Origin of the sequence: Pseudomonas sp. R5(2019) (genome assembly GCF_009905435.1) — a bacterium.
Taxonomy (GTDB): domain Bacteria; phylum Pseudomonadota; class Gammaproteobacteria; order Pseudomonadales; family Pseudomonadaceae; genus Aquipseudomonas.
In genome coordinates, this window is sequence record NZ_JAAAMT010000006.1 from 23,092 (window position 1) to 49,049 (window position 25,958).

The 25,958-nt window shown below is 62.1% G+C and carries 24 protein-coding genes; 17 read left to right on the forward strand and 7 right to left on the reverse strand.

All coding sequences use genetic code 11. The annotated features are described in order from the left end of the window. Positions 1-86: 86 nt before the first annotated feature. The 7 genes from ppc to GUY40_RS05975 all read left to right on the forward strand — a co-directional run bounded on the left by ppc (position 87) and on the right by GUY40_RS05975 (position 6,669). Positions 87-2,723, forward strand: coding sequence for a phosphoenolpyruvate carboxylase (ppc, locus tag GUY40_RS05950; protein ID WP_166568020.1), 2,637 nt, complete (start codon positions 87-89; stop codon positions 2,721-2,723). Between the two features lie 276 nt (positions 2,724-2,999). After that, positions 3,000-3,647: an adenylate kinase gene (gene adk / locus GUY40_RS05955; RefSeq protein WP_166568021.1), complete on the forward strand. Its 648-nt coding sequence runs from the start codon at positions 3,000-3,002 to the stop codon at positions 3,645-3,647. Positions 3,648-3,730: 83 nt separating this feature from the next. Further along, entirely contained in the window at positions 3,731-4,405 is a 675-nt protein-coding gene (gene tsaB / locus GUY40_RS05960) for a tRNA (adenosine(37)-N6)-threonylcarbamoyltransferase complex dimerization subunit type 1 TsaB (RefSeq protein ID WP_166568022.1), read from the forward strand. Between the two features lie 227 nt (positions 4,406-4,632). After that, positions 4,633-4,935 carry a hypothetical protein gene (locus GUY40_RS05965; RefSeq protein ID WP_166568023.1) on the forward strand — a complete coding sequence of 101 codons (303 nt, stop codon included), beginning with the start codon at positions 4,633-4,635 and terminating at the stop codon, positions 4,933-4,935. Positions 4,936-4,940: 5 nt separating this feature from the next. Continuing rightward, positions 4,941-5,810, forward strand: coding sequence for a DUF72 domain-containing protein (locus tag GUY40_RS05970; RefSeq protein ID WP_166568024.1), 870 nt, complete (start codon positions 4,941-4,943; stop codon positions 5,808-5,810). A gap of 32 nt (positions 5,811-5,842) precedes the next feature. After that, positions 5,843-5,965, forward strand: a complete 123-nt coding sequence (locus GUY40_RS28180; RefSeq protein WP_256675653.1) for a hypothetical protein — start codon at positions 5,843-5,845, stop codon at positions 5,963-5,965. Between the two features lie 5 nt (positions 5,966-5,970). Then, a complete protein-coding gene (locus GUY40_RS05975) occupies positions 5,971-6,669 on the forward strand; it encodes an extensin family protein (RefSeq protein ID WP_166568025.1) in 699 nt (232 codons plus the stop codon). A gap of 7 nt (positions 6,670-6,676) precedes the next feature. Here GUY40_RS05975 and GUY40_RS05980 read toward each other — a convergent pair whose 3' ends face one another. Next, positions 6,677-7,291, reverse strand: a complete 615-nt coding sequence (locus GUY40_RS05980) for an energy transducer TonB (RefSeq protein ID WP_166568026.1) — start codon at positions 7,289-7,291, stop codon at positions 6,677-6,679. A 92-nt stretch (positions 7,292-7,383) separates the two neighbouring features. Here GUY40_RS05980 and GUY40_RS05985 point away from each other — a divergent pair, with 92 nt between their 5' ends. Beyond that, on the forward strand, positions 7,384-8,178 hold the full coding sequence (locus GUY40_RS05985) for a class I SAM-dependent methyltransferase (RefSeq protein ID WP_166568027.1): 795 nt from the start codon (positions 7,384-7,386) through the stop codon (positions 8,176-8,178). On the opposite strand, the gene GUY40_RS05990 is transcribed toward GUY40_RS05985, so the two are convergent. Next, positions 8,156-8,791, reverse strand: a complete 636-nt coding sequence (locus GUY40_RS05990; RefSeq protein WP_166568028.1) for a TetR/AcrR family transcriptional regulator — start codon at positions 8,789-8,791, stop codon at positions 8,156-8,158. The genes GUY40_RS05985 and GUY40_RS05990 overlap by 23 nt on opposite strands. A 160-nt stretch (positions 8,792-8,951) precedes the next feature. Here GUY40_RS05990 and GUY40_RS05995 point away from each other — a divergent pair, with 160 nt between their 5' ends. Both GUY40_RS05995 and GUY40_RS06000 read left to right on the forward strand, forming a co-directional pair. Continuing rightward, positions 8,952-10,052 (forward strand): efflux RND transporter periplasmic adaptor subunit, encoded by a 1,101-nt coding sequence (locus GUY40_RS05995; protein WP_166568029.1) that lies wholly within the window; start codon positions 8,952-8,954, stop codon positions 10,050-10,052. A gap of 5 nt (positions 10,053-10,057) precedes the next feature. Next, a complete protein-coding gene (locus GUY40_RS06000) occupies positions 10,058-13,120 on the forward strand; it encodes an efflux RND transporter permease subunit (protein ID WP_166568030.1) in 3,063 nt (1,020 codons plus the stop codon). Positions 13,121-13,279: 159 nt separating this feature from the next. Here GUY40_RS06000 and GUY40_RS06005 read toward each other — a convergent pair whose 3' ends face one another. The 3 genes from GUY40_RS06005 to plsB are packed head-to-tail and all read right to left on the reverse strand — an operon-like array spanning position 13,280 to position 16,926. Beyond that, positions 13,280-13,969, reverse strand: coding sequence for a DUF4197 domain-containing protein (locus tag GUY40_RS06005; RefSeq protein WP_166568031.1), 690 nt, complete (start codon positions 13,967-13,969; stop codon positions 13,280-13,282). A gap of 33 nt (positions 13,970-14,002) precedes the next feature. Further along, positions 14,003-14,401: a YbaY family lipoprotein gene (locus GUY40_RS06010; protein ID WP_166568032.1), complete on the reverse strand. Its 399-nt coding sequence runs from the start codon at positions 14,399-14,401 to the stop codon at positions 14,003-14,005. Positions 14,402-14,424: 23 nt separating this feature from the next. Beyond that, positions 14,425-16,926: a glycerol-3-phosphate 1-O-acyltransferase PlsB gene (plsB, locus tag GUY40_RS06015; RefSeq protein ID WP_166568033.1), complete on the reverse strand. Its 2,502-nt coding sequence runs from the start codon at positions 16,924-16,926 to the stop codon at positions 14,425-14,427. Between the two features lie 232 nt (positions 16,927-17,158). Between plsB and GUY40_RS06020 the strand changes: the two genes are divergently transcribed. The 7 genes from GUY40_RS06020 (at position 17,159) to pdxJ (ending at position 23,587) form a co-directional block, all read left to right on the forward strand. Beyond that, complete coding sequence (locus GUY40_RS06020) at positions 17,159-17,368, forward strand: cold-shock protein (protein ID WP_166568034.1); 210 nt, start codon at positions 17,159-17,161, stop codon at positions 17,366-17,368. A 187-nt stretch (positions 17,369-17,555) separates the two neighbouring features. Continuing rightward, positions 17,556-19,355, forward strand: coding sequence for a translation elongation factor 4 (gene lepA / locus GUY40_RS06025; protein WP_166568035.1), 1,800 nt, complete (start codon positions 17,556-17,558; stop codon positions 19,353-19,355). A 5-nt stretch (positions 19,356-19,360) separates the two neighbouring features. Then, entirely contained in the window at positions 19,361-20,215 is an 855-nt protein-coding gene (lepB, locus tag GUY40_RS06030) for a signal peptidase I (RefSeq protein WP_166568036.1), read from the forward strand. Positions 20,216-20,476: 261 nt separating this feature from the next. Beyond that, the gene (gene rnc / locus GUY40_RS06035) at positions 20,477-21,166 is read left to right on the forward strand and encodes a ribonuclease III (protein WP_166568037.1); all 690 of its coding nucleotides are present in this window, start codon (positions 20,477-20,479) and stop codon (positions 21,164-21,166) included. Further along, on the forward strand, positions 21,159-22,061 hold the full coding sequence (era, locus tag GUY40_RS06040) for a GTPase Era (RefSeq protein WP_166568038.1): 903 nt from the start codon (positions 21,159-21,161) through the stop codon (positions 22,059-22,061). The genes rnc and era overlap by 8 nt, the downstream gene beginning before the upstream one ends. A 53-nt stretch (positions 22,062-22,114) precedes the next feature. Next, a complete protein-coding gene (gene recO / locus GUY40_RS06045; protein WP_166568039.1) occupies positions 22,115-22,804 on the forward strand; it encodes a DNA repair protein RecO in 690 nt (229 codons plus the stop codon). Between the two features lie 60 nt (positions 22,805-22,864). Continuing rightward, a complete protein-coding gene (gene pdxJ / locus GUY40_RS06050) occupies positions 22,865-23,587 on the forward strand; it encodes a pyridoxine 5'-phosphate synthase (protein ID WP_178117713.1) in 723 nt (240 codons plus the stop codon). Positions 23,588-23,664: 77 nt separating this feature from the next. On the opposite strand, the gene GUY40_RS06055 is transcribed toward pdxJ, so the two are convergent. Both GUY40_RS06055 and GUY40_RS06060 read right to left on the reverse strand, forming a co-directional pair. Beyond that, positions 23,665-25,074 (reverse strand): heavy metal sensor histidine kinase, encoded by a 1,410-nt coding sequence (locus GUY40_RS06055; protein WP_166568041.1) that lies wholly within the window; start codon positions 25,072-25,074, stop codon positions 23,665-23,667. Then, positions 25,071-25,745, reverse strand: a complete 675-nt coding sequence (locus GUY40_RS06060; RefSeq protein ID WP_166568042.1) for a heavy metal response regulator transcription factor — start codon at positions 25,743-25,745, stop codon at positions 25,071-25,073. The genes GUY40_RS06055 and GUY40_RS06060 overlap by 4 nt, the downstream gene beginning before the upstream one ends. Positions 25,746-25,958: the final 213 nt, after the last annotated feature.

Consider the following 25,958-nt stretch of genomic DNA (forward strand, 5'->3'; position numbering starts at 1 on the left):
GCAACACCTTGGTCGCCTTGTCTACAGAGGCAAGGCTGGGGCACTCTGTTCCCCACGTTGTTTTTCCCGATGCCGGAGATTCACTGATGAGCGAGATCGATGCGCGCCTGCGTGAAGATGTGCACCTGTTGGGCGAGTTGTTGGGCAACACCATTCGTGATCAACATGGCGAGGCGTTTGTGGCCAAGATCGAACGCATTCGCCACGGCGCCAAGGCCGACCGGAGCGACGCTGAGGTCAGTGCCGAACAGTTGAGCTCAAGCCTCAATGACCTGCAGGAAGACGAACTGCTACCGGTGGCCCGGGCGTTCAACCAGTTTCTCAACCTGGCCAACATCGCCGAGCAGTACCAGACCATGCGCCGCCGCGACGCCAGTCAGCCCGAGCCGTTCGAAGCGCGAGTACTGCCGGAGTTGCTGGCGCGGCTCAAGGCCGGTGGCCACCGCGACGACGCACTTGCCCGTCAATTGGGGCGCCTGGACATCGAATTGGTGCTGACCGCGCACCCCACCGAAGTGGCCCGCCGCACCCTCATTCAGAAATACGACGCGATTGCCGCGCAACTGGCCGAAGGTGACCACCGCGACCTGATCCCGGCGGAACGCACACAGATCGCCGAGCGCTTGCAGCGGCTGATCGCCGAAGCCTGGCACACCGAGGAGATCCGCCGCGTGCGGCCGACCCCGGTCGATGAAGCGAAGTGGGGCTTTGCCGTCATCGAGCATTCGCTCTGGCAGGCCATCCCCAATTACCTGCGCAAGGCCGACAAGGACCTGCACGCCGCCACGGGCTTGCGCCTGCCGCTGCATGCCGCACCGATCAAATTTGCCTCGTGGATGGGCGGCGACCGTGACGGCAACCCAAACGTGACCGCCTGCGTGACCCGCGAGGTCCTGCTGCTGGCGCGCTGGATGGCCGCTGACCTGTTCTTGCGCGATGTCGATCGCTTGGCCGCCGAGCTGTCCATGCAACAGGCCAGCAACGCCTTGCGCCAGCAGGTGGGGGAGAGCGCCGAGCCGTACAGGGCGCTGCTCAAGCAGCTGCGCGAACGCCTGCGTGCCACCCGCAACTGGGCCCAGGCGTCGTTGCGTGAAACCCAGCCGACAACGGCCGAGGTGCTGGTCGACAACCGCGATTTGCTGGCACCGCTCGAACTTTGCTATCAGTCGTTGCACGAATGCGGCATGGGCGTGATCGCCGACGGGCCGCTGCTCGATTGCATTCGTCGGGCTGTCACCTTTGGCCTGTTCCTGGTACGCCTCGATGTGCGCCAGGACGCGGCGCGGCATGCATCCGCCTTGAGCGAAATCACCGCCTACCTGGGGCTGGGCAGCTACGGCGACTGGGATGAAGACGCGCGCATTGCGTTTCTTCAGCGTGAACTCGCCAACCGCCGGCCACTGTTGCCGACCGACTTCAATCCCGAAGACGAAACCGCTGAAGTACTCGCCACCTGCCGCGAAATTGCCGCTGCGCCGGCGGCTTCCCTGGGTTCCTACGTTATCTCCATGGCCGGTGCCGCATCCGATGTGCTGGCCGTTCAACTGCTGCTCAAGGAAGCGGGCGTGCGCCGGCCCATGCGCGTGGTGCCGCTGTTTGAGACCCTGGCGGACCTGGACAACGCCGGCCCCGTGCTTGAGCGCCTGCTCGGCCTGCCGGGTTATCGCGCCAGCCTGCATGGGCCGCAGGAAATCATGATCGGCTATTCCGATTCGGCCAAGGACGCTGGCACCACGGCGGCGGCCTGGGCCCAGTATCGGGCACAGGAAACCCTGGTGCGCATCTGCCGCGAGCAGTCGGTGGAGCTGGTGTTGTTTCATGGCCGTGGCGGCACCGTGGGGCGCGGCGGCGGCCCGGCCCACGCGGCGATCCTGTCGCAGCCACCCGGCTCGGTGGCGGGCCGGTTCCGTACGACTGAGCAGGGTGAAATGATTCGCTTCAAGTTCGGCCTGCCGGACGTCGCCGAACAGAACCTCAATCTCTACCTGGCGGCGGTGCTGGAGGCCACCTTGCTGCCGCCGCCACCGCCGGAGCCGGCCTGGCGCGAGATGATGGACCAGCTGGCGGCTGACGGGGTCAAGGCGTACCGGGCCCAGGTGCGCGACAACCCCGAGTTCGTCGAGTACTTCCGCCAGTCCACGCCTGAACAAGAACTGGGGCGCCTGCCACTGGGCAGCCGGCCGGCCAAGCGCCGCGCCGGTGGGATTGAAAGCCTGCGGGCGATTCCGTGGATTTTCGGCTGGACCCAGACGCGCCTGATGCTGCCGGCCTGGCTGGGCTGGGAAATGGCCTTGAGCAAGGCGGTAGAGCGCCAGCAAGGCCCGTTATTGGCGACCATGCGCGAGCAGTGGCCATTCTTTCGCACACGCATTGATATGCTGGAAATGGTGCTGGCGAAGGCCGATGCCGACATCGCCCGGCTATACGACGAACGTCTAGTGCAACCGCAACTGCGACCTTTGGGTACACATTTGCGCGACCTATTGTCGCAGGCCTGCGCCGTGGTGCTCGGTATAACCGGTCAGCCGGTGCTGCTGGCACACAGCCCCGATACGCTGGAATTCATCCGTTTGCGCAATACCTATCTGGACCCGCTGCATTTATTGCAGGCGGAGTTGCTGGCGCGTTCCCGAGGGCAGGAAACGACACAGGGCAGCCCTCTGGAGCAAGCGCTGCTGGTCACCGTGGCGGGTATCGCGGCGGGGTTGCGTAACACCGGTTAACGTCAAAAAGGTCTGATCAAGGGTTGCCTGAAACCCATTCGAACGCGTTCGGAATGTTGCACATTTCACGCGTTCGGATGGGGTTGCGCTCAGGGCAACCCGCTACAAAAAGCGCCCTTTGCAGGGGATTGCTCCAACTTTCGACGGCTTGTGTGGCCGGAATGTGCTGTGTATCTTGATCAGCCTTTGGCCGTATTGCGGCTTGAACAAATTTTTGCGATTAGTCCTTTTGGGCGGATCCGCCGATTTCCATATAAAAAATTGAGGAGCACATCGATGCGCGTAATTCTGCTGGGAGCTCCCGGGGCCGGCAAAGGTACTCAGGCAAAGTTCATCACTGAAAAATTCGCTATTCCCCAGATCTCCACCGGCGACATGCTGCGTGCCGCGGTCAAGGCCGGCACCCCGTTGGGCCTGGAAGCCAAGGCGATCATGGACGCCGGCAAGCTGGTCTCCGACGACCTGATCATCAACCTGGTCAAGGACCGTATCGCCCAGCCTGACTGCGCCAACGGCTTCCTGTTCGACGGCTTCCCGCGCACCATTCCCCAGGCTGAAGCCCTGGTGATTGCCGGCGTCGAGCTGGACCACGTGGTCGAAATCGCCGTTGCAGACGAAGAGATCGTGCAGCGTATCGCTGGCCGTCGCGTACACGAGGCCTCGGGCCGCGTTTACCACGTTGTCTACAACCCGCCGAAGGTTGAAGGCAAGGACGACGAAACCGGCGACGACCTGGTTCAGCGCAAGGACGACACCGAAGAAACCGTGCGTCATCGCCTGTCGGTCTACCATGAGCAGACCAAGCCACTGGTAGCCTTCTACCAGAACCTCGCCGTTGACAAGGGCAAGCCGGTCTACAGCCATATCGAAGGTGTGGGTTCGGTTGAAGCCATCACCGCCAAGGTACTCGCTGCACTGAGCTGATTCGTCGCACAGTGTTCGCCGACGGCCCGCTTGCGGGCCGTTGTTGTTTATAATGCCGCTCTTTTTCTCGCCTGGAATCACCGATGACCACCTTGTTGGCCCTGGATACCGCCACTGAAGCCTGTTCCGTGGCCTTGCTGCATGACGGCAAGGTCCTGAGCCACTACGAGGTGATCCCGCGCCTGCACGCGCAAAAACTCCTGCCCATGATCAAGGCCATCCTGGCCGAAGCCGGTACCAGCCTGTCGGCCATTGATGCGATCGCTTTTGGCCGTGGCCCAGGCGCGTTTACCGGGGTGCGCATTGCCATTGGCGTGGTTCAGGGCCTGGCGTTCGGCCTTGACCGGCCGGTGCTGCCGGTGTCCAACCTGGCGTTGCTGGCCCAACGGGCCTTGCGCGAGCACGGCGCGCAGCAGGTAGCGGCGGCGATTGATGCGCGCATGGACGAAGTGTATTGGGGCTGCTACCGCGAACAGGCCGGTGAAATGCGCCTGGTCGGCGCTGAAGCCGTGTTGCCACCGGAGCAGGCGGCGTTACCGGCGGATGCCAGCGGTGAATGGTTTGGCGCGGGTACCGGTTGGGGCTATGCCGAGCGGATCGACGTGAAACTCACTGGGCAGGATGCTTCGATGCTGCCTCATGCGCTGGACCTGCTGACTCTGGGGCGGTTTGCGTTTGAGCGTGGTGAAGCGATTGCGGCGGATCTGGCGCAGCCTGTTTATCTGCGGGATAAGGTTGCCACCCCGAAAGCGCGCTGAACCTTGGGGCTGCTTTGCAGCCCATCGCGGCCAGGTCCGCTCCCACATGTAGGAGCGGACCTGGCCGCGATGGGCCGCGAAGCGGACCCGGAAAACGCTGCTGTTCAACGGTTCACCCCCTCCGGCACTAAACCTTTAGCCGAAACTGTGGTCCAGTTACCAATCGAAAATTTGCAACACCCTTGCGGTGTCGCTAAATTGCCATCACTGGTCCTGAGTAAACCGCCATGCGTATCGAGGGTTTTGCTTCTTCGTCCTATCCGATCAAGCGCGCGCCGCGCAAACGTCCTGCGGCCAGTGCCGAGGTGGATGAAGACCTGGAGGGCGAATTCGAAACCCAGGCAGCGCCTGCCCGTGCCGGCGGCCAGGGCGAACCGAATCGGGCCTCCACCTTGCCCGCCCGCCAGCGAGACATGATCTTCCCCCGCGCCTGCAGCCGACGCACCGCCCAGGCACTGGCCAGCTACCTGAACACCGCCGGATTCGGCGATTGGGAACATGAAGTGTTGGGCCTCGATCTGTATATTTGAGCCCCATGACCAATGCCGACTTGCCGTATTTCATCGGGTGCCCGTCCTGGAGCGAAAGCGCCTGGCGCGAGTACCTGTACCCCGCAGATGCCAAACCCGCCGATTACCTGACTCTCTATAGCCAGGTGTTCAACGCCGTCGAAGGCAACACTACCTTTTACGCCAGCCCCGCGCCCGCCACCGTGCAGCGCTGGGCGGCGAGCATGCCCGAGCATTTTCGCTTCACCGCCAAGTTCCCTCGCGAAGTCAGCCATGGTGGTGACCTTGGCCAACAGGTGAGCGCCGCCGAAGACTTTATCGCGCTGCTCAAACCGCTGGGCGGGCGAGTTGCCCCGTTCTGGTTGCAACTGCCCGCCACCGTTGGCCCGCAGCAGCTTGGCCAACTGGTGGGGCTGCTGGACGCCCTGACCGTGCCGGTTGCGGTGGAGGTGCGCCATCCGGCGTTCTTCGCCAGGGGCGATGAAGAGCGCTTGCTCAACCGCCTGTTGCTCGATCGCGGTATCGAACGCATTTGCCTCGACCCGCGGGCACTGTTCAGTTGCACCTCGCAAGCGCCGTCGGTGCGCCACGCGCAAGCAAAAAAGCCGCGTGTGCCACCGCGCCCGGCCGCCTTCAGCCGATCCCCCCAAGTGCGGTTTATCGGCCACCCCGAGCTTGAGTGCAATGAGCCCTTTCTACTGCCCTGGCTGGACAAAATTGCGACCTGGATCGAAGAAGGGCGCACGCCCTATATCTTCCTGCACACCGCTGACAACCGCCTGGCCGCTGCCCTGGCGCAGCGTTTTCATCTACGGTTGATGGAACGATTGCCGGGCCTGCCGGCCTTGCCTGAACTGGACAGAGCGCCTGAGGTGCAACAGCTCGGGTTGCTTTGAATCCTGTCGGCCGATTCCAGGGGAGTATGACGATGGATGTGCAAACCCTCAGAGCAGACCTGGACGACATCCGTCGCCTGCAAGCCTTTGCCGAGGCGGGCGCCGATGTCTTGTATGGGCCGTTCGCCCAGCTCAATGCCAAGTTCAAGGGCTGATGCTCATGGGCGCCGTGCTGCGCCGCAGCCTGTTGCTGGTGCTGTTGGCAGGTTCGGGCTGGCTGATCTGGAATACCGGCTGGCGCCTGCCGGATGCATGGAACCCCTGGGCGCCGCTGGATACTGCGGCGCCCCCCAACCTGTTGACTGGCTTCAAGCTGGGGCGCCTTAAAGACAACCTTAAGCTGTGCGAACAGGTGCTCGGCACCTCCTCGCTGCGCTATACCCGTCAAGCCGATTCCGCCGCCAATGCCGCCTGCCCACTGACCAACATTCTGCGCGTGCAGGGCTCACAGGTCCGCTTGAACAGCAGCTTTCTGGCCAGCTGCCCGCTGGCTGTCGCGTTTGTGATGTTCGAGCGCCATGCCTTGCAGCCAGCGGCGCAATCGGTGTTTGGCAAAGCGGTAACCCAGGTCGATCATTTGGGCAGTTTTGCCTGTCGCAACGTCTATAACCGCGCTGACGGGCGTCGAAGTCAGCATGCAACGGCCAATGCCCTGGATATCGCAGGCTTTCGGCTGGCGGACGGGCGCCGAATCAGTGTGGCGCGGGATTGGAGCAAAGAAGGGGCTGATGCGGATTTTCTTCGCCAGGTTCACGAGGGTGCCTGCAAACACTTCAAAACGGTCCTGGGGCCCGAGTACAACGCGTCCCATCGGGACCACTTTCATCTGGACATGGGCGCCTGGTCGGCGTGCCGCTAAGGCGAGGTCAGGCAGCCAGCCGCACGTTCTGCAAGACCACCGGGCTGACCCAGCGGGTGTCAAAGTCCAGATGGCGCTGCTGCTGGTCGAGGGTCGCTTCGTCGTAAGGTTCGGCGGCGTTGTCGAGCAGGTCCGCCTCGAATTCGGCGATGGGCAGGCGCAGCGGGCGTGATTGTGGTGCCGGGCCGGGCTCGGGGATCGGCTCACCAAAGCTCATGACGATGGGGCGGCGCCAGCTGATGTCGAACTCAAGGTTCTTTTGCTGGGCGATCAATTCATCAATGGGGAAGGGTGGGGCGGGCTTGTCCAGCAGGTCCAGCTCGAACTCGGCGATCGGCAGGAACAGTGGCTCGGGCGGGTTCAAGTCAGTGTCTTTCACAGCGCACAGGCGCTGGGAGATGATCTGTGCCAGGACTTCGCTGCCGGTAATCGGCTCGCCGCTGCTGGCATCCACTTCACTGGCCAGGGCCGGAAACTGCACATCACCCTGTTGCTCGGCCAGCGCGCGGGCAAAGAAATCCTGCCAGAGCTGGCTGACGCCGCCCAGGGTCTGGATATTCTGAGCGCTGTAGCTGTCGACCGGCGACAGGTAACCTGGCGATAGGGACGTAATGTCGATCATGGCAGTCGCAGAGCCCCGGCTCTGGCAAAATGGCGATTACTGGGTTTATCGGCCGCATGTGCCGATCATTTAATGGTTGAGTGTAGAAATTCATGGTTGAGCAAGCAGCGGGCTGTCGTATTCGTGTCGAGGCCCTGGTCCCGGCGTGTCAGGCGCAGGCCGAAGAGTGGGCTGCGCGCCTCGGGTTGCCGTTGCAGGACGCTGACGCGGAGTTTGCCGTGCAAGTCGGTGAACACGGTTTGCAGGTCCAGCAACTCGGTCCGCAAGCGCCGGGCCCTGTGCGGGTGGACTTTGTCGAAGGGGCGGCGGCCCATCGGCGGTTGTTCGGCGGCGGCAGCGGGCAGATGATCGCCAAGGCGGTTGGGGTCGCACCGGGCGTGCGCCCGCGCGTGCTCGATGCCACCGCGGGGCTTGGCAAGGACGCTTTCGTGCTGGCAAGCCTGGGCTGTGAGATGAGCCTGATCGAGCGTCAGCCGCTGGTCGCCGCCTTGCTGGAAGACGGTCTGGCGCGGGCGCGGGACGACCTGGAGGTTGGCGCCATTGTTGCGCGGATGCGCCTGCTGACCGGCAACTCCATCGACCGCATCCGCCGTTGGGAAGGCGAGGCGCCGCAGGTCATTTACCTGGACCCGATGTTCCCGCACCGGGACAAAAGCGCCCTGGTGAAAAAGGAAATGCGGGTCTTCCGTCCGCTGGTCGGCGATGACCTGGACGCCCCGGCCTTGCTGGAAGCGGCACTGGCACTGGCCAGCCACCGGGTGGTGGTCAAGCGCCCGCGCAAGGCACCGTGCATCGAGGGGCCCAAGCCCAGCCACAGCCTGGAAGGCAAGTCGAGCCGTTACGACATCTACCCGAAAAAAGCCCTCAAGGCCGATAAGCCCGCATAAACAGCGCCACCACTTCCTGCACATGGGCCTCGGCCGTTGTGGCGTCCGGGGCCTCGGCGTAACCGAGCAGCAGACGGAAGTTGGCCGCGCCCTTGAGCAGGCAGAAAAAGTGCTCGGCGGCGTGGCGCGGCAGGTCGATGCGCAGCTCGCCGCGGGCATCGATGCGCTTGAGCAGCCCCTCCATCTCGTGCAGCACCCGCTGCGGGCCGGCTTCGAAAAAAATCTGGCTCAGGCGCGGGTCCTGGCTGCCCAGGGCCATGATCAAGCGGTGCAGTTTGATCGACTCGTTGCCGTTGATCAGCGCCTGAAAGCCTCGGCCGATGGTCGTCAAGACCGTCTCGATGGGCGCGCCGTCGGGCAGCTCGAAAAACAACTCGGGCAACTGCGCCTGGCACGTGGCGATCACTGCCGAAGAACACAGCGTCTCCTTATCGGTGAAGTGGCTGTAAACCGTCAATTTTGAAACACCCGCCGCAGCGGCGACAGCATCCATGCTGGTGTTGGCGTAACCGTTACTCAAAAACAGATCACGGGCGGCCTCGAGGATGGCCTGGCGCTTGGCCAGATCCTTGGGGCGGCCCGGGCCTGCCTGGATAGCTGGATCGTTTGGCATGGCTGGATGTGCACAGTGGTTTGAAACAATTGGACATCTTACATCGCCCGGCAGTTGCAGGGCATTGCCTGATCTGGACGCTTCCGTGTCTGGCGGCGCTGGATTAGTATACTGACCAGTATAAAAATTCCAGACCCCTTCTCGCGAAAGGTCAATCATCATGTTGCGCCATGCCTTGCCCCTCGCTTTGCCACTGTCCCTGGCCCTCTTGCTTGGCGCCTGTGGCCAGGAACCGACGGCCCAAGCCACCCTGCGCCCGGCGCTGGTGGTGCAACCCGAGCCTGCCACTGCCGTGGTCGACAGCTACCCCGGCGAGGTGCATGCGCGCTTCGAGCCGGCACTGGCGTTTCGCATCGGCGGCAAGGTCAGCCGCCGCTGGGTCGAAGAGGGCGACCGCGTGAAGGCGGAGCAGCCGCTGGCCGAGCTCGACCCGCAAGACGTGCGCCTGCAACTGGAAGCCTCCCGCGCCCAAGTGGCCGCCGCCGAAGCCAACCTGAACCTGGTACGTGCCGAGCGTGATCGCTACAAGACGCTGATGGACCGGCAAATGGTCAGCAAATCCCAATACGACAACGCCGAAAATCTCTTCCGTTCCGGTCAGGCGCGGCTCAAACAGATCCGCGCCGAGTTCGACGTGGCGCGCAATCAGGCCGGCTATGCGGTGTTGCGTGCCCCGGCCGATGGTGTGGTCGCGCGCCGACTGGTCGAAGTCGGCCAAGTCGTCTCGGCGGGGCAAACGGTCTTTAGCCTGGCTGCCGATGGCGAGCGTGAAGTCTCGATCAGTCTGCCGGAGCAGAACTTCGGCCGCTTCAAGGTCGGCCAGCCGGTGTCGGTCGAGTTGTGGTCGCAACCGGATGCCCGTTTCAACGGCCATATCCGAGAATTGTCGCCGTCGGCAGACCCGCGTTCGCGCACGTTTGCCGCCCGCATCGCCTTTACGGCCGGCAAGATCCCGGCGGAGCTGGGGCAGAGTGCCCGGGTGTTCATCCAGGGCGCCGCCGAGGTACCGCTGTCGGTGCCCCTTTCGGCGCTGACCGCCGAAAACGGCGTGACCTACGTCTGGCGCGTCGATGCCCACGACACCCTCAAACGCACCCCGGTCAGGGTTGGGCCTTTCGGCGAAACCAGCGTGCCGGTGCTCGAAGGCCTGAATGCCTCGGACTGGGTGGTGGCAGCCGGCGGCCATGTGCTGCATGAAGGGCAACAGATACGGCCGGTGGACCGGACCAATCGTGTGGTGAATGTAGCGGCCAAGGAGTAGGTCCGATGGGTTTCAACCTTTCCGCATGGGCGTTGCGCAATCGCCAGATCGTCCTGTTCCTGATGCTGTTGCTGGCGATCGTTGGCGCTCTTTCCTACACCAAGTTGGGGCAGAGCGAAGACCCGCCGTTCACCTTCAAGGCCATGGTGATCCGCACCAATTGGCCGGGGGCGAGTGCCGAGGAAGTCTCGCGCCAGGTGACCGAGCGCATCGAGAAAAAACTGATGGAAACCGGCGAGTACGACAAGATCGTCTCGTTCTCGCGCCCAGGCGAATCGCAGGTCACCTTTATTGCCCGCGACTCCATGCACTCCAATGAAATCCCCGAGCTCTGGTATCAGGTTCGCAAGAAGGTCAGCGACATTCGCCATACCTTGCCGCCAGGCGTTCAGGGGCCATTTTTCAATGATGAATTCGGCACCACGTTCGGCAATATCTATGCGTTGAGCGGCGAAGGCTTCGACTACGCCGTGCTCAAGGATTACGCCGACCGCATCCAGATCCAGCTGCAACGGGTCAAGGACGTGAGCAAGGTCGAGCTGCTCGGCCTGCAGGATGAAAAGATCTGGATCGAGCTCTCCAACGTCAAGCTGGCGACCCTCGGGCTGCCGTTGGCGGCGGTGCAGCAGGCATTGGAAGAGCAGAACGCAGTCAGCAACGCCGGCTTCTTCGAAACCCCAAGCGAACGCTTGCAGTTACGCGTGACCGGGCGCTTCCAGACGGTGGAGCAAATTCAGGATTTCCCGATCCGGGTCGACGACCGCACCTTTCGCATTGGCGATGTGGCGCAAGTCCGGCGTGGCTTCAATGACCCGCCCGCGCCGCGCATGCGCTTTATGGGGGAAGACGCCATTGGCCTGGCGGTGTCCATGAAGCCCGGTGGCGATATTCTGATATTGGGCAAGGCGCTGGAAACCGAGTTCGCCCGCATCAGCCAGAGCCTGCCGGCCGGCATGCAACTACGCAAGGTGTCCGACCAGCCGGCGGCGGTGAAAACCGGCGTGGGCGAGTTCGTTCGGGTGCTGGTCGAGGCATTGGCGATCGTGCTACTGGTGAGTTTCTTCTCACTGGGCCTGCGCACCGGCCTGGTGGTCGCGCTGGCGATTCCGCTGGTACTGGCGATGACCTTTGCGACCATGTACTACCTGGGGATCGGACTGCACAAGATCTCCCTCGGCGCGCTGGTGCTGGCGCTTGGCTTGCTGGTCGACGATGCGATCATTGCCGTGGAAATGATGGCGATCAAAATGGAGCAGGGCTTCGATCGCTTCAAGGCAGCCAGCTATGCCTGGACCAGCACCGCCTTCCCGATGCTGACCGGCACCCTGATCACCGCGGCGGGCTTCTTGCCGATAGCCACCGCGCAGTCCGGCACCGGCGAATACACCCGCTCGATTTTCCAGGTGGTGACCATCGCCTTGTTGGCCTCCTGGGTCGCGGCAGTGGTGTTCGTGCCTTACATGGGCGAGCGATTGCTGCCGGATCTGGCGAAATTGCATGCGGCCAAGCACGGGAAGAATGCTCATGACCCTTACAGCACGCCGTTTTATCAGCGCGTGCGGCGGCTGGTGGAGTGGTGCGTCAGCCGACGCAAGACCGTGATCGTGTTGACCATCGCCCTGTTTATCGGCTCGGTGGCGCTGTTCCGCTTTGTGCCGCAGCAGTTCTTTCCGGCCTCGGGGCGCCTGGAGCTGATGGTCGACTTGAAGCTGGCCGAGGGCGTTTCGCTGAGCAATACCGCTGAACAGGTCAAGCAGCTGGAGGCGTTGCTCAAGGAGCATGCCGGTATCGACAACTACGTGGCCTATGTCGGCACCGGCTCGCCGCGTTTTTACCTGCCACTGGACCAGCAGCTGCCGGCCGCGGGCTTCGCTCAGTTCGTGGTGTTGGCCAAGACCATTGAAGACCGCGAGGAACTGCGGAGCTGGTTGATTGAAACCCTCAACGAACGCTTCCCGGATGTGCGCACCCGCGTCACGCGCCTGGAGAACGGCCCGCCGGTCGGCTATCCGATGCAGTTCCGGGTGACCGGCGAGCACATCGAAGAAGTCCGCGCGCTGGCGCGCAAGGTGGCGGCCAAGGTGCGCGAGAACCCGCATGTGGTCAATGTGCACCTGGACTGGGAGGAGCCAAGCAAGGTTATCTACCTGAATGTCGACCAGGACCGGGCGCGTGCCCTGGGCGTGAGTACCGCGAACCTGTCGCGCTTCCTGCAAAGCGCGCTGACCGGCGCAAGCGTCAGCCAGTACCGTGAAGACAATGAGCTGATCGAAATCCTTTTGCGCGGCACCGAGCAAGAACGCACCGAACTGTCGAGCCTGCCCAGCCTCGCGGTGCCGACCGACAGTGGCCAGAGCGTGGCGCTGTCCCAGGTGGCGACCCTTGAGTACGGGTTCGAGGAAGGCATTATCTGGCACCGCAACCGCCTGCCTAACGTGACGGTGCGAGCCGACATCTATGGCAAGGAGCAACCGGCCACCCTGGTGCAGCAGATTCTGCCGACGCTGGACGGTGTGCGGGCCGAGTTGCCCCAGGGTTATCTGTTGGAAGTGGGTGGCACGATCGAGGATTCGGCTCGCGGGCAGAATTCGGTGAAGGCGGGTGTGCCGCTGTTTATCGTGGTGGTGCTGACACTGCTGATGCTGCAATTGCGCAGCTTCTCGCGCACAGCGATGGTGTTTCTGACGGCGCCGCTGGGGTTGATCGGGGTGACCTTGTTCCTGCTGGTGTTCCGTCAGCCATTCGGCTTCGTGGCCATGCTCGGGACCATCGCCTTGTCCGGGATGATCATGCGCAATTCGGTCATCCTGGTAGACCAGATCGAGCAGGACATTGCGGCGGGGCTGGACCGTTGGCAGGCGATTATCGAGGCGACGGTACGCCGTTTCCGCCCGATCGTACTGACTGCGCTGGCGGCGGTGCTGGCGATGATCCCGCTGTCGCGCAGCGTCTTCTTCGGGCCGATGGCGGTGGCGATCATGGGCGGGTTGATCGTGGCGACAGCGTTGACGCTGCTGTTCTTGCCGGCGCTGTATGCGGCGTGGTTCAGAGTCCGTAAAACCGTTTGAACCGTGGGCCGCAAAGGTTCCCAAGGCCCTGTGTGGGAGCGGATTTGTGGTAGCGTATTTATCCGCGAATAGCTTCACCGCGGTGTTTCAGGCCCACAGCGGTGAAGCTATTCGCGGATAAATCCGCTCCCACATCAGGTCTGTCGTCAGCCTCAGGTTTTAGAGCGCCCCAAACACCTTCTTGGCCAAACTGGTCGCCGCCGCCGCCGGGTTTTCCCGGATGGCCGCTTCCTGTTTGCCAATCATCTCGAACAGGCCATTGAGTGCCTGTTCCGTCACATATCCCTCGACGTTGGCATTCTTGGCATCCAGCACGCCCAGCGTCGCGGCCTGGCCGGCGAAGCTGTTGTACTGCTGGGCCAGCCCGACCTGATCGGTGGCCTGCTTGACGATCGGCAGGAACTTGACGCGGATCTGTTCGCGGCTGGTCTTGCTCAGGTACTCGGTGGCCGACTCTTTGCCACCGCTGAGAATGCCCTTGGCGTCTTCAACCGACATCTTCTTCACCGCCTCCACCAGCAGCGCCTGGGCCTGCGGTACGGCCGCTTCGGCGGCCTTGTTCATGCTTGCTTCCAGCTGGTCGACCTGGGCACCCATGCCGAATTTCTTCATGGCCTTGGCCGCCTTGCCGAGATTACCCGGCAGCTCGATGCGCACATCAGGGTTGTTGCTGAAACCACCGGGCGCCCCCAGTTGCTTGACGGCGACTTGTGCGCCCTGGGTCAAGGCATCCTTGAGACCGCCGGTGGCGTCCGTTTGCGACAGGTCGTTGAGCGAGAGGGCCAGAGCGTTGGCCGAGATCAACAGACCAGCGCACAGACCGGCAATGGAGAGGGAACGACGGAGCATGGCAGCTTCCTTAAAGGGCAGGGGCATCGACATTCAGCGCACGGCATCGACACGAATGCGCAGCGGTTGCGGGTCTTGCCCGTTCAGCTGCACACCGTGATGCTCGGTGTTGATAAACAGTAGCTCGCCATTGAGCTCAATGCGCGCACTGACCGCATAGCGATGGCCGGGTTGGATCTGGGCCGGATCGTAGGTCAGGTGGAACGGCAACGGTACCTGGCCTTTGACCGGGCCGCTCTGGCGGGCCAGGGTCAGCGCCGGGGCATCGGCCAGCGAGACATCTTGCAGGCTCACGTCCAATGTCGCTGCCGGCGGCAGGGCAATGCGCTGCAAGTAGAACACCTCGCCATCAAGGCTGGCCTGGGTCGGTGCCTGGGATGTGCTGCAGGCGCCCAGCAGGGCGGTCAGGAACAGCAACGAGAGTTTTTTCATGGGGATCTCCCTATCAATGGGTTTCAGTCAACAGGTTCGGCGACCGGGGTCTCGGTCACCTCGTCATTACGGTGCAGCGCCACCTGGCGGATCGACAGGCGAATCTCCGCGGGCAGTACACGTTTGGCAGCGCCTTCGGCCAACTCGCCAAGTACCTCAAGGTAGTTCAGCTTGCCGGCCGTATCGCGCTGCAGCACGCGCTGGTCCAGCAGGGTCTGGATAAAGTGGCGGAACAGGCTCTTGTCGAAGAATTCCGGCGCATTGAGACCCTGCAGGATCGACAGACGCTGGGCCATGACCGTGCAGAGGTCTTCGAGCTCTTCGGCGCTGATGCTGTTCTGGCCGCTGTTGAGCAACAGCGAAATAGCCATGTAGAAGCGTTGCAGGGTCTGGGCAATAGCGCGAGACAGCAGGGTCAGCAGCACGAAGTGGCGCGAGCTCGGTGCCGGGCGCAGGTACAGCTGATTCTCGAAGCGCAGCAAACCCTGGTCGACAAAGGCTTGCAGCCACTGATCGATCACCGCGTCCAGCTCATCCAGCGACCAGCGGATGAACAGCTCCGATTGCAAATACGGATACAGCGCGCGGGTGTAGCGCAGGATCTGTTCGCGGCTCATGCGCGAGGCGCTTTGAAAGAAGCTCGCCAGCAGGGCCGGCAGGGCGAAAATATGCAACACGTTGTTGCGGTAGTAGGTCATCAGGATGGCGTTCTGCTCATCCAGATAAAGAATCTTGCCCAATGCGTCGCTTTGCTCGGCGAGCAGGTCCATGTCCTTCACATGCTGGATCAGCGCCTGGCCATCACCGCTGGGCAAGGTGGTGTGCGGCGAGTAGGGCACCTGCCGCAGCAAGGCCAGGAACAGGTCGAGCACTCTGGCCATGGCGCGGTCGTCCAGCGCCAGTTTGCTGGTCGAGAGCAGCGCCAGGGCCACCAGGTTGACCGGGTTGATCGCGGCCGCTTCGTTGAGGTGGCAGGCGACTTTCTGGCCCAGGCGGTGGGTGGTTTCGTTCAGCCAGGCCGGCTTGAATTGCGGGCCGTGGCTTTGATCGCGCCAGCCGGGTTGCTGCTGGTCGAGGAATTCGGCCAGGCGGATCGGTTCGCCGAAATTGACCGCCACCTGGCCAAAACGCTGCTTGAGTGCGCCGATGACCTTGAAAATGTCGAAAATCGACTCTTTTTTCTTGCTCGCACCACGCAGCTCGCCCAGGTAGGTTCGGCCTTCCAGCACGCGTTCATAACCGATATAGACCGGCACGAACACAATGGGCATGCGTGAAGAGCGCAGGAAACTGCGCAGGGTGATCGCCAGCATCCCGGTTTTCGGCTGCAGCATGCGCCCGGTGCGCGAACGGCCACCCTCGACGAAATACTCGACCGGGAAGCCCTTGGTGAACAGGGTGTGCAGGTACTCGTTGAACACCGCCGTATAGAGTGGATTGCCCTTGAAGGTACGTCGCATGAAAAACGCGCCGCCGCGACGCAGCAGGCCGCCGATGACCGGCATGTTGAGGTTGATCCCGGCGGCAATGTGCGGCGGGGTCAGGCCATTGCGAAACAGCAGGTAAGACAGCAGCAAATAGTCGATGTGGCTGCGGTGGCACGGCACATAGATGACTTCATGGCCCTGGGCGATGCCTTGCACGCTTTCGATCTGGTTGACCTTGATGCCATCGTAGATTTTGTTCCAGAACCAGCTCAGCACCACTTCCAGGAAGCGGATCGCTGTGTAGGTGTAGTCTGAGGCGATTTCGTTGCCGTAGCGCAGGGCCAGGGCTTCGGCCTTGGCCAACGGGATGCGCTCGCGCTCGGCTTCATCGCTGATGGCCTGGCGTACCTGCGAATCGTGGATCAGGCCCTTGACCAGGTTGCGACGGTGGGAGATGTCCGGACCGATAACGGCGGCTTTCTGATTGCGAAAGTGCACCCGCAGGATGCGCTGGGTCATGCGCAAGGTGCGCTCGAGGCCCTTGTTCTGTTTGACCAGCTCGCCCAAGTGAATGGGCGTCGAGAACTGCACCCGAGTCTTGCGCCCCAGGATCAGGATGCTGACCAGCCGGCGCAGGCGCCCGGTGACCGCCCAGCTGTCGGCAAACAGCAGCTTCCACGGGCTCGACTCACTGGCCGGCGACTGGCCCCAGAACACGCTGACCGGGATGATCTGCGCATCTTCTTCGGCGTGCTGGCTGATGGCGCTGACCAGCCGCGACAGGGTCGGCGGCGCCCCCCGCTTGTCGTGGCGGCCCAGCCAGTCGGGCTCGGGTGTCAGGTAAAAGAACGCGGCCGGCTCCCGCAGCGCTCCCACCGACACCGGCAGCACCGGGCGCGGCAGGCCGGCCCTGGTGCACTCGCGATCGACCACCGCCAGGTCGCTGAGCGACGGCGACTGCAACACATAGAACACCGGACGGCTGCGGTCCAGGTTCAGCGAATAGGAGGACCGGTTGATGGTCTCGGAGCGGACCCAGAGGTACAACAGCCGGCGCAGGGCACCGAAGATAAGGCGGCGGATCGGGGAGCGGGTCATACGGCGTCTGCTTTGGGAAGAAAAGCGAGCGTTTGCTCGGTTGCACAATCGTGCCAGTGTGACGTATCTGCGCGAGTTCAGCAAAAACCGTCCCGGATCATCAAATTTGTCGCACGGCTGCCTTATACTCAGGCCGCGCGGGTTGTCGGCATGCCTGTCATCCGCGTTCCAGCAGGTGTCGGTGAACACCTGCGCCAGGGCGAATCCAAAATAAAAAACTGGAGTAGTACAGATGTCGTCTCGTGAAACTGGAAGTGTAAAGTGGTTCAACGATGCCAAAGGTTATGGCTTTATTTCCCGTGAGGGCGGTGCGGACGTGTTTGTGCACTATCGCGCGATTCGCGGTGAGGGCCACCGCTCGCTGGCAGAAGGGCAGCGCGTTGAATACGCACTGGTCGAAGGGCAGAAAGGGCTGCAGGCTGAAGACGTCGTCGGACTCTGAGGCTGTTGAGAAGGCCCGCTGTCCCACAGGGCTGGCGGGCCTTTTCGCAGGTGCCAGGTCAGTTTTCCGCAGGTGGCCGTCGTCGCCGGGGTGTGACGCATGGGTGACGTCTGGGCTGTCTGTCAGGTACAATTCCCGGCTATTTTTCGGCGGGCGTACGCCCCGCAGCCTTTTTGAGTGTTGATCCGTGAGTGATTTGAGTCATATCCGCAATTTCTCCATCATCGCCCACATTGACCATGGCAAGTCGACGCTGGCTGACCGCTTCATCCAGATGTGCGGTGGCCTGGCCGATCGCGAGATGGAAGCCCAAGTCCTCGATTCCATGGACCTGGAGCGTGAGCGCGGCATCACCATCAAGGCCCACAGCGTGACCCTGTACTACACGGCACAGGACGGCATCACCTATCAGCTGAACTTCATTGACACCCCTGGCCACGTTGACTTCACCTACGAAGTCAGCCGCTCGCTGGCGGCCTGCGAAGGCGCGCTGCTGGTGGTCGATGCCGGCCAGGGCGTCGAGGCGCAATCGGTCGCCAACTGCTACACCGCCATCGAGCAGGGCCTGGAAGTCATGCCGGTCCTGAACAAGATGGACCTGCCCCAGGCCGACCCGGACCGGGTAAAAGACGAAATCGAGAAAATCATCGGTATCGACGCCACCGACGCCGTGGCCTGCAGCGCCAAGAGCGGCATGGGCGTCGATGAAGTGCTCGAGCGCCTGGTGAAGACCATCCCGGCCCCGACCGGTGAAATCGACGCGCCGCTTCAGGCGCTGATCATCGACTCCTGGTTCGACAACTACCTGGGCGTTGTCTCCCTGGTGCGCGTGCGTCACGGCCGCGTCAAGAAGGGCGACAAGATCCTGGTCAAGTCCACCGGCAAGGTGCACCTGGTCGACAGCGTCGGTGTATTCAACCCCAAGCACACCCAGACCGCCGATCTGAAGGCCGGTGAAGTGGGCTTCATCATCGCCAGCATCAAGGATATTCACGGCGCGCCAGTGGGCGACACCCTGACCTTGAACTCGACACCTGACGTCGAAGTGCTGCCGGGTTTCAAACGCATTCAACCGCAAGTGTATGCCGGCCTGTTCCCGGTCAGTTCCGACGATTTCGAAGATTTTCGTGATGCGTTGCAGAAACTGACCCTGAACGACTCGTCGTTGCAATACTCGCCGGAAAGCTCCGACGCACTGGGCTTCGGCTTCCGTTGCGGCTTCCTCGGCATGCTGCACATGGAGATCATCCAGGAGCGCCTGGAGCGCGAATACGACCTGGACCTGATCACCACCGCGCCTAGCGTGATCTTCGAAGTCGTGCTCAAGACCGGTGAGACGATCTACGTCGATAACCCGTCCAAGCTGCCGGATGTCTCCTCGGTCGAGGACTTCCGCGAGCCGATCGTGAGTGCCACCATCCTGGTGCCGCAGGAGCACCTGGGCAACGTCATCACCCTGTGCATCGAGAAGCGTGGCGTTCAACGCGACATGCAGTTCCTCGGCTCCCAGGTGCAGGTCCGCTACGACCTGCCGATGAACGAAGTGGTGCTGGACTTCTTCGACCGCCTGAAATCCACCAGCCGTGGCTACGCCTCGCTGGACTACCATTTCGATCGATACCAGTCGGCCAACCTGGTCAAGCTGGACGTCCTGATCAACGGCGACCGGGTGGATGCCCTGGCCCTGATCGTGCACAAGGACAACGCCCACTACAAAGGCCGGGCGCTGACTGAGAAGATGAAGGAACTGATTCCTCGGCAGATGTTCGACGTGGCAATCCAGGCCGCTATTGGCGGGCAGATTGTGGCGCGTACAACTGTCAAGGCGCTCAGAAAGAACGTACTGGCCAAATGCTACGGCGGTGACGTAAGCCGTAAGCGCAAGCTGTTGGAAAAGCAGAAGGCCGGTAAGAAACGCATGAAGCAGGTCGGCAACGTGGAAATCCCACAAGAAGCCTTCCTTGCCGTGCTCAGGTTGGATAGCTAGGTCCTATGTCATTAAATTTTCCGCTGTTGCTGGTCATTGCTGTAGCCGTCTGCGGTTTGCTGGCCCTGGTCGATGTGCTGTTCCTTGCGCCACGCCGGCGGGCAGCCATCGCCAACTATCAGGGCAGCGTCACGCAGCCCGAGATAGCAGTGGTCGAGCAGCTGAACAAGGAGCCGTTGCTGGTCGAGTACGGCAAATCGTTCTTTCCGGTGCTGTTTATCGTACTGGTGCTGCGTTCGTTCCTGGTTGAACCGTTCCAGATTCCTTCCGGGTCGATGAAACCGACCCTGGAAGTAGGCGATTTCATTCTGGTCAACAAGTTCTCCTATGGCATCCGCCTGCCGGTGATCGACCAGAAGGTCATCCCGGTCGGTGAGCCGCAGCGCGGTGACGTGATGGTGTTTCGCTACCCCAGCGACCCGAACGTGAACTACATCAAGCGGGTGGTCGGCCTGCCGGGTGACCAGGTTCGCTATACCAGCGACAAGCGCCTGCTCGTCAATGGCCAGTCGATTGCCGAGCAATTGGTCGGCAGCGAGCCAGGGACCTTGGGCAGCGCTGAGCTGTACAAGGAAAAACTCGGCGAAGCCGAACACCTGATCCGCAAGGAAATGACCCGCTACCGCATGTCCCCCGACCAGCAGTGGACGGTGCCTGCCGGGCACTACTTCATGGTGGGCGACAACCGCGACAACTCCAACGACAGTCGCTACTGGGACGACCCGACGATTCCAAAGAATCTGCTGGGCATGGTTCCGGACCAGAACATCGTCGGCAAGGCGTTCGCCGTGTGGATGAGCTGGCCTGAACCTAAACTGAGCCACTTCCCGAATTTCTCTCGGGTCGGGCTGATCAAGTAAGTCAATCGCGGCGCTGTCCTGGGACAGCGCCGAATGCTTTTCTGGCATAGGCTGTGTGCAAGGGTTTTCGACCCTTTCGAGTGCACGGCTGCTGTCATCGGGCGTGTCGCTCAACCGTTTTCAGGAATTGGATTTGAACAAGGCGTTAAGCGTGAGAGTGCACCAGACACAGGTTCTGGTGCCTGCAAATCAAGCAATGTGTGAGTTGCGCAGCCTTGCTGCCCAACTGAAAATCGACCACGAACTGCGCGTGGGTACACTGTGAGCGTTTCCCTGAGCCGTCTCGAGCGCAAGCTCGGTTATACCTTCAAGGACCAGGAGCTGATGCTGCTGGCCCTGACTCACCGCAGCTACGCGGGCCGCAATAACGAGCGGCTGGAGTTTCTCGGTGATGCCATCCTCAACTTCGTCGCCGGCGAAGCGTTGTTCGAACGCTTTCCCCAGGCCCGCGAAGGGCAGTTATCGCGCTTGCGTGCACGACTGGTCAAAGGCGAGACCCTGGCCTTGCTGGCCCGCGGCTTCGACTTGGGCGAGTACCTGCGGCTGGGTTCCGGTGAGCTGAAAAGTGGTGGTTTCCGTCGCGAGTCGATCCTGGCCGATGCCCTGGAAGCCCTGATCGGCGCCATCTACCTGGATGCCGACATGGAAACCGCACGTGACCGGGTACTGGCCTGGCTGACCAGCGAGTTCGACAGCCTGACCCTGGTCGACACCAACAAAGACCCAAAGACCCGTCTGCAGGAGTTCCTGCAGTCGCGTGCCTGTGAACTGCCACGCTACGAAGTGGTGGATATCCAGGGCGAGCCGCACTGCCGGACGTTCTTCGTCGAGTGCGAAGTGACCCTGCTGTCTGAAAAGAGCCGTGGCCAGGGCGTGAGCCGGCGCATCGCCGAACAGGTGGCTGCCGCCGCCGCATTGATCGCCCTGGGCGTGGAGAATGGCAATGACTGATACAAACCTGACCCGCTGCGGCTATGTCGCCATCGTCGGCCGCCCGAACGTGGGCAAGTCCACGTTGCTGAACCATATCCTGGGGCAGAAGCTGGCGATCACCTCGCGCAAGCCGCAGACCACCCGCCACAACATGCTCGGGATCAAGACCGAGGGTGATATCCAGGCGGTCTATGTCGACACCCCAGGCATGCACAAGAGCAACGAAAAGGCGCTCAACCGCTACATGAACAAGACCGCTTCGGCTGCCCTGAAGGATGTCGACGTGGTGATCTTCGTGGTCGACCGCACCAAGTGGACCGACGAAGACCAACTGGTGCTGGAGCGCGTCCAGTATGTGCAGGGCCCGGTGATCCTGGCGATCAACAAGACCGACCGTATTGAAGAAAAGGCCGATCTGATGCCGCACCTGCAGTGGCTGCAGGGGCAACTGCCGAACGCCGAGATCGTGCCGATTTCCGCGCAGCACGGGCACAATCTGGACGCACTGGAAGCCTTGATCGCCAAGCACCTGCCGGAAAACGAGCACTTTTTCCCGGAAGACCAGATCACCGACCGCAGCAGCCGTTTTCTGGCCGCCGAGCTGGTTCGCGAGAAGATCATGCGCCAGCTGGGCGCCGAGCTTCCGTACCAGATCACCGTCGAGATCGAAGAGTTCAAGCAGCAGGGCAAGACCCTGCACATCCATGCCCTGATTCTGGTCGAGCGCGATGGCCAGAAGAAGATCATCATTGGCGACAAGGGCGAGCGAATCAAACGCATCGGCACCGAGGCGCGCAAGGACATGGAGCTGCTGTTCGACGCCAAGGTCATGCTTAACCTGTGGGTCAAGGTCAAGGGTGGCTGGTCCGACGACGAGCGCGCCCTGCGCTCGCTGGGCTACGGCGACCTGTAACAGGCGGGCGAGGGCGTTCGGCACCTGTCCGCGCGCCCTCTGTCCGAATCCCCATGACCTCCAGTGTCCCTGAAGCCCAACCGGCTTACGTCCTGCATAGCCGGGCCTATCGCGAATCCAGCGCGCTGGTCGACTTTTTCACGCCTCAAGGCCGCTTGCGCGCGGTGCTGCGCAGTGCGCGTGGCAAGGCAGGGACCCTGGCACGGCCATTTGTGCCGCTTGAAGTGGAATTCCGTGGCCGCGGCGAGCTGAAAAACGTTGGCCGCATGGAAAGCACCGGCATTAATGCCTGGATGGTCGGTGATGCGCTGTTCAGCGGCCTGTACCTCAATGAACTGCTGATCCGCGTCCTGCCTGCCGAAGACCCGCAACCCTCGCTGTTCGAACATTACGCTGCCACCGTGCAGGCCCTGGCGGCCGGTCGCCCGCTGGAGCCCTTGCTGCGGGCGTTCGAATGGCGCTTGTTGAGCGAGCTGGGCTACGGTTTTGCCCTGGGCGTGGACGTCAATGGTGAGCCCATCGAAGCGGGCGGCCTGTATCGCCTGCAAGTGGACGCGGGGCTTGAGCGGGTCTGGCTGATCCAGCCCGGTCTATTCAATGGCACCGAGCTGTTGGCCATGGCCGAAGCTGACTGGACGGCACCCGGCGCTCTGTCCGCTGCCAAGCGTTTGATGCGCCAGGCGCTGGCTGTTCATTTGGGCGGTCGGCCATTGGTCAGTCGGGAACTGTTTCGCAAGCCGTAAGCTCGTCGTATGCTGTAACGCTTAATTTTCTGGAGAGCTCCCGTGACCCACAGCAACCGCATGCTTCTTGGCGTGAACATCGATCACGTCGCCACCCTGCGCCAGGCCCGTGGTACCCGTTATCCTGACCCGGTGAAAGCGGCGCTGGATGCCGAAGAGGCGGGTGCCGACGGCATCACCGTGCACCTGCGCGAAGACCGCCGGCATATCCAGGAACGCGATGTGTTGCTGCTCAAGGACGTGCTGCAAACGCGCATGAACTTCGAGATGGGCGTCACCGAAGAGATGATGGCCTTCGCCGAGAAAATTCGCCCGGCGCACATCTGCCTGGTCCCGGAAACCCGTCAGGAGCTGACCACTGAAGGGGGCCTGGACGTGGCAGGCCAGGAAGCGCGGATCAAGGCAGCTGTGGAGCGCCTGTCGCGCCTGGGCGCGGAAGTGTCGCTGTTTATCGACGCCGACGAGCGTCAGATCGAAGCGTCCCGTCGAGTGGGCGCGCCGGCCATCGAGCTGCATACGGGTCGTTATGCCGATGCGCAAACGCCAACCGAAGTGGCTGAAGAGCTCAAGCGTGTGGCCGACGGCGTGGCCTTTGGTCTGGGCCAGGGCCTGATCGTCAATGCCGGCCATGGCTTGCATTACCACAACGTTGAAGCCGTGGCGGCGATCAAGGGCATCAACGAATTGAACATCGGCCACGCGCTGGTGGCGCATGCGTTGTTTGTGGGCTTCAAGTCGGCGGTGGCCGAGATGAAGGCGCTGATTATGGCGGCCAGCCGGTAAGATTCTGAATCTGCGGTGAGCCGATTCGCGGATAAATCCGCTCCCACATTATTCCCCGCATAACTTAGCGGGGGCTTTTATGTGGGAGCGGATTTATCCGCGAATAGCCTCACCGCAAACATCAGGCGAAACACCGTCAGCTCATTCTCCCCGCTGCTCACCTCAACTGTCCCGCCATGCAAATCCATGATCGAGCGCACGATCGCCAGCCCCAATCCGGTGCCCCCTTCAAGCCGTGAGCGGCTGTTGTCCGCGCGGTAGAACCGTTCGAACACTTGCGGCAGATGCTCCCCAGCAATGCCCTTGCCGCGATTGCTGACTTCAAGGCCCAGCATGCCCTTGCGCGGCGCAATGCTGATCCGGACCTGTTCGCCGTCAGGGCTGTGGCGGATCGCATTGGACACCAGGTTCGACAGCGCCCGCTGCACCATCAGCCGATCACCCTGGATCGACGCCTGGCCGCTGACGATCAATTCTATACCTCGGTCTTCGGCGCTCAAGCTGAAGAGGTCCATGACTCGTTCGGCTTCTCGGGCAAGCTCGATGGGCTCGAACGTGATCTGAGCCACCGGATGGCTGACCTGGGCCAGAAACAACATGTCGGTAATGATCCGGCTCAGGCGCTCCAACTCCTCGACACTCGATTCCAGCACCGCGCGGTATTCGGCGGCCGACCGGTCCCGGGTGAGCGTGACCTGAGCCTTGCCCATGAGGTTGCTGATCGGGGAGCGCAGCTCATGGGCCAGATCATCGGAGAACTGGGTCAGTTGCTGCACGCCCTGGTCGAGACGTTCCAGCATGAAGTTGATGGCGCGGGCCAGCTCGCTCAGCTCTTGCGGCAGCTTGTCGACCGTCAGTCGATGGCTGAGGTCTTGCGCCGAGACCTTGGCAGCGATCCGGCGAAATTGACGCAGCGGTTGCAAGCCGCGTCGGACCAGCCACCACGCGGTAATACCGATCAGCAGCAACAGGATCGGGACGGCAATCAGGGTCGATTTCAGGTAGGCATTCAACAGATTGCGATCGTCCGCGCGGTTAACCGATAGCAACACCCGAACCCGTTGGCCATTGGGCAGTGCCATCAATTGGGAGGCAGTGAGCAGACGCGCGCCGCTCTGCGCGGACCAACTCTGAAAGTTCAGCCTCGCGCTGGCGGGAATTTGCGCGATCTGGTTGTCCAGCCCGAAACCCAGCGACATCAGGCGTGCGCGTTGTGGCGGTGGGCCATAAAGGGTGAGGTTGAGGTTGTCGTGAGCGCTGATCAGATCTTGCAGTGCATGGGCCCGCGCCGACAGCTCGATGTTGCCTGCATCGACACTGAGGTAGTGGCGAATCTGTTCCATCTTGTTTGCGAGGTTGGTGTGCTCTCGCTCGTTCAATTCATGGCTCAAGGCCAGGACCGCGAGGGTCGCCAGCAGCAGCACCAGGCCAGCCCCCATCAGGCTGACGCTCAGGCCCAGGCGCAATGACAGGCGCGCAGGCTTCATTCGCGGGCTTCCAGCACGTAGCCGACGCCGCGCAGGGTATGAATCAACTTGTCGTCGAAAGGGTCATCGATTTTTGCACGCAAGCGTCGGATGGAGACCTCGACCACGTTGGTGTCACAGTCGAAGTTCATGTCCCAGACCAGCGAAATGATCTGCGTGCGCGACAGCACTTCGCCGTGGTGACGCATCAGCAAGTGCAGCAGGGCGAACTCCTTGGCCGTCAGGTCGATGCGCCGGGTGCCGCGGTAGGCGCGGTGCTTGCCCGGGTCCAGTTCCAGATCAGCGACGCGCAGGGTCGGGGTTGCCAGGGTTTGCTCGCTGCGTCGCAACAAGGTGCGTATACGGGCCAGCAGTTCGGGAAATTCGAAGGGTTTGACCAGATAATCGTCGGCGCCCAGGTCCAGGCCTCGCACTTTGTCGTTGAGTCGCCCGCGTGCGGTCAGCATCATGATGCGTGAGGTGCTGCTCATGCGCAGCCGCTCAAGTACGCCCCAACCGTCCAGTTGGGGCAGGTTGACGTCGAGAATAACCAGGTCGTAGCGGTGTTGGCCGGCCAGGTGCAGGCCGTCGGCACCGTTATTGGCGCCGTCGACGATGTAGCCGTTTTCCGTCAGCCCCTGATGCAGGTATTCAGCTGTTTTAACTTCGTCCTCGATAATCAGGATTCGCATGTAAGTTCACTCATGGCAGTTGTTCGAGACGACGCGAGAAAACCCACTGATAAGTTGCCGAGGGTTATTGTTCGGGCGTAGCGTGAAGGCTGAAGCGGCTTCAGGGTCAAGCCGCAGGTGATTGTTTTTGTTTCGGTTTGTTACTTGCAAGTTGCTGGTCATAAATTATAAACGACTGAAAAGTCAGCACTTGAAGTCTTACGGATTTGTAAT